This is a genomic window from Cumulibacter manganitolerans (assembly GCF_009602465.1).
In the GTDB taxonomy this organism is placed as follows: Bacteria; Actinomycetota; Actinomycetes; order Mycobacteriales; family Antricoccaceae; genus Cumulibacter; species Cumulibacter manganitolerans.
In genome coordinates this window covers 1-3,373 of the sequence record NZ_WBKP01000102.1, presented here as the reverse complement: position 1 = coordinate 3,373, position 3,373 = coordinate 1, and the positions used below count along the sequence as shown (strand labels likewise).

Sequence of the window (3,373 nt, the reverse complement as noted above, 5' to 3'; positions counted from 1 at the left end):
TGTCTAGGCCGCTCGCGTCGTGGATCGGAACGCGCGATCGGTGAGCACGCTGATGGTTATGCCGATGGTCGTCCAAACGCGCACCTGGCGCTCGCGCCGCGCAGCATGTGCCAGCTGCCTCCCGCGGCGGCCGCCCGTGCCGCGGCCGTGGGCCAGGCGCGTACCGCCCTGGCGCTCTCGCGGGTGCTGAGCCGCCCGCTCGGCCCGGTGACCCTCGTCGTCGCGGCCCGCAGCCGTCGCTTCCGCGCCCGCGCCCTCGCGGCCACGCTCGCCGGCGCGGTGCTCGACCAGCGAGTGCGGGACGCCCCAGGCGGTGCCCTCCAAGGGGTGTGCTGGCAGCTCGTCGACGATGCGGCGTACGCCGCGGGCGTGTGGCGCTCGGCCTGGCTGGCCCGGCGACCCGGGCTGCTGCTGCCGCGGTTCCGCCTCGGCGGACCCGCACGCCGTCCGGTGACGTCCGGGCGACGGTGATGATCGACCTCCCGACGACGACGTCCGCCGACGTGGCCCGCGGCCGGCGACGCACCCTCCTGGTCCCGTTGGGGTCGCTGGAGCAGCACGGGGCGCACCTGCCGCTGTCCACGGACACGGTCATCGCCGAGCACGTGGCCCGGGGAGTCGCGGCCCGCTGGGCCTCCTGCGCGGTCGCGCCCGCGATACCGATCGGCGCGAGCGGGGAGCACGCCGGCTTCGCCGGCACCCTGTCGATCGGCACCGACGTGCTGTCCCGGGTGCTGGTCGAGGTGGTGCGCGACGCCGACCGCGACTACGAGCGGGTCGTGCTGGTCAACGGCCACGGCGGCAACGGTCCCGCGATCGCCGCCGCGCAGCAGGTCTGCGGGTACGAGGGACGGTCCCTGGAAGTGCTGCACTGCCACTTCCCCGGCGCCGACGCGCACGCCGGCCGTACCGAGACCTCGCTCATGCTGCACCTGGCTCCCGAGCTGGTGCGCCTGGAGCGGGCCGAGGCCGGGAACACCGCACCGGTCGGCGCGCTGCTGCCGGCGATGCGCGACGGCGGCGTACGCGCGGTGAGCCCCAACGGCGTCCTCGGCGATCCCGCGGGGGCGACCGCGCAGGAGGGCGAGCGGCTGCTGCGCGCGCTGCTCGACTCCGTGACGGGCACGGCTCGGTGAGCGACGCGCCCGCCGGGACGCTCGCGTAGAGTCCGGGGGGCCGCGTTCGGGGCCGCCGGCCGCTGAGCACGGCGCAGAATGAACACCGAACGAGCCGCGCGCGAGTGAACTGAGACGGACAGCCCCTGATGCCCGACGAGCCCCTCCCCAGCACCCGAGCGGACAGCGCGGAAACGGTGCTGGCCGGCCGCTACCGCCTCGGTGGCCTGCTGGGCCGCGGGGGCATGGCGGAGGTGTACGCCGCCACGGACGAGCTGCTGCACCGGCCGGTGGCCGTCAAGCTGTTCCGCGCCGACGGCCTCGACGGGAACGAGCGGCGGCGGATCGATGCGGAGATCCACCTGCTGGCCGGCTTGCGCCATCCGGGCCTGGTCACCGTCTTCGACGCGGGGGTGCTCGCGCGCGACGCCGGCACCGCCACCCCGTTCCTGGTGATGGAGCTGATCCACGGGCCCACGCTGCGGCACCGGCTGGCGGACGGCGCGTTGCCCCGCGAGACGGTCGCCCACCTCGGTGAGGAGCTGGCCGCCACCCTCGCGTACGTGCACGCCCAGGGCGTCGTGCACCGTGACGTGAAGCCGGCCAACATCCTCCTCGACGACGAGGCGCACGGACCGCGGAGCTACACGGCTAAGCTCACCGACTTCGGCATCGCACGGCTGGTGGAGGCCACCCGCCTCACCGCGGTCGGCATGACGATCGGGACGGCCAACTACGTGAGCCCCGAGCAGGCCACCGGGAAGGTGACCGGTGCGGCCAGCGACGTGTACTCCCTCGGCCTGGTGCTGCTGGAATGTCTCACCGGGCAGGTCGCCTTCCCCGGCGCCGGGGTCGAGGCGGCCCTGGCCAGGCTCGCCCGCCAGCCCTCCGTCCCCAGCGATCTCGGGGCCGACTGGACGCGGCTGCTGGTCGCCATGACGGACGCCGACCCCAGCGGCCGGCCGACCGCGGACCGGGTCGCGCAGGCGCTCGCCGCGATCGGCGCAGAGGGCGGACCGCCCTCGATCGCCGGCGCCGGCGGGCCCGCGGAGACGGATGTCCCCACCGTGGCCGCGGTGCGTCCCGCAGACGCGGGCGCGCCCACCGTCGCCCTGACGGGGCTCCCCGGCATCGGGTCGTCGGCTCCGGCCGTGGCCGGCGCGGCGGACGTCGCCGAGCCCGCCTCGGCCACCAAGGTGCTGGGCCACGACGAGGCTGCCGCGGACGGGACGGTGCAGCTTCGGCGGCGCCGTACGCCCAGGCTCTCGTCCCGCCCGCGCTGGCTGCCGGCGGCCGTCGTCGCCGCTGCGGTGCTCGCGGTGGTGCTGGCCGTGGTGCTTCTCAGCACGGCCCGCGACGGATCGTCGGGCTCGTCCTCCCCGACCTCGCCGCCCAGCTACCCGACCGTTCCAGGGCCGATCGGTACCCATCTGCGCCAGCTGGAAGAAGCCGTCGGATGAGACTGCGCCGCGCGCGGATCGCGCTGATGACTCTCCTGGTGGGCGTGGCCGTCGCCGCCTGCTCCAGCGGCGCGCCGACGTCCCCGTCGATCGATCCCGACGTCCACGCGCAGCTGCGTAGCGACGTGTCCGCCGTCGCCTCGGCCGTCGCCGCCGGCGACACCGCGACGGCCCAGGACGCCCTCGACGCCCTCGACGCCCACGCCGCTGCCGCCCACGACGACGGGAAGCTCCCCGCGGCCAAGCTCGCCGAGATCCGCGCCGCGGAGGCGGCGTTGCAGGCCGACCTGTCCGCGAGCGCCTCGCCGACGCCCACACCGACGCCGAGCGCCCCGACGACGGCCGCGCCCGGCACGGACACCGGCACGCCGCCACCGGCGAAGCCCAAGGACGACAAGGGCAAGGACAACGGCAAGGACAAGGGCGGCGGCAAGGGCTGACGCCCCGGACCCGCCGTGTCGGGCGGCCCCGGCCGAGCTGCTCGCCTGCTACGCGAGCAGCTCGTTGATCAGCGCGGGCGCGGCCGACGGACCCGGCAGGTGCCGCCACCGGCCGCCCGCGGCCACCGCCAGCTCCTCGGCCGCGCTGGTGTCGTCGTCGGGGGTCAGGATGAGCAGCTCGTCGACGCGCGCCGCGGCGGGCGCCGGGTCGTCGTCGTCCGTGGCCCGGCAGTCCGACAGCAGCACGACCACCCGCCGGGAGGCGCGCGCCCGGCCGAGCTCGTAGATCAGCACGACCCACCAGACCTGGAAGCTGGCGTGCACGAGCTGGTAGGGGTTGTCGTCGGCGACCTTGACG

The 3,373-nt window shown here is 76.0% G+C and carries 4 protein-coding genes and 1 pseudogene; 4 read left to right on the top strand and 1 reads right to left on the bottom strand.

Features of this window, described 5'->3' with window-relative positions:
- The 4 genes from F8A92_RS18180 to F8A92_RS18165 all read left to right on the top strand — a co-directional run.
- A partial coding sequence (locus F8A92_RS18180; protein ID WP_228389572.1) for a hypothetical protein occupies positions 1 to 471 on the top strand: 471 nt, incomplete at its 5' end.
- A complete protein-coding gene (gene mftE, locus F8A92_RS18175; protein WP_153506593.1) occupies positions 471 to 1,136 on the top strand; it encodes a mycofactocin biosynthesis peptidyl-dipeptidase MftE in 666 nt (221 codons plus the stop codon). The genes F8A92_RS18180 and mftE, both read left to right, overlap by 1 nt.
- A 128-nt stretch (positions 1,137 to 1,264) precedes the next feature.
- Positions 1,265 to 2,575, top strand: coding sequence for a serine/threonine-protein kinase (locus tag F8A92_RS18170; protein ID WP_153506592.1), 1,311 nt, complete (start codon positions 1,265 to 1,267; stop codon positions 2,573 to 2,575).
- Positions 2,572 to 3,015, top strand: a complete 444-nt coding sequence (locus F8A92_RS18165) for a hypothetical protein (RefSeq protein WP_153506591.1) — start codon at positions 2,572 to 2,574, stop codon at positions 3,013 to 3,015. Before F8A92_RS18170 ends, F8A92_RS18165 begins: the two co-directional genes overlap by 4 nt.
- Positions 3,016 to 3,063: 48 nt before the next feature.
- On the opposite strand, the pseudogene F8A92_RS18770 reads toward F8A92_RS18165, so the two are convergent.
- Positions 3,064 to 3,373 (bottom strand): annotated as a pseudogene (locus F8A92_RS18770) (hypothetical protein); the annotation flags it as partial.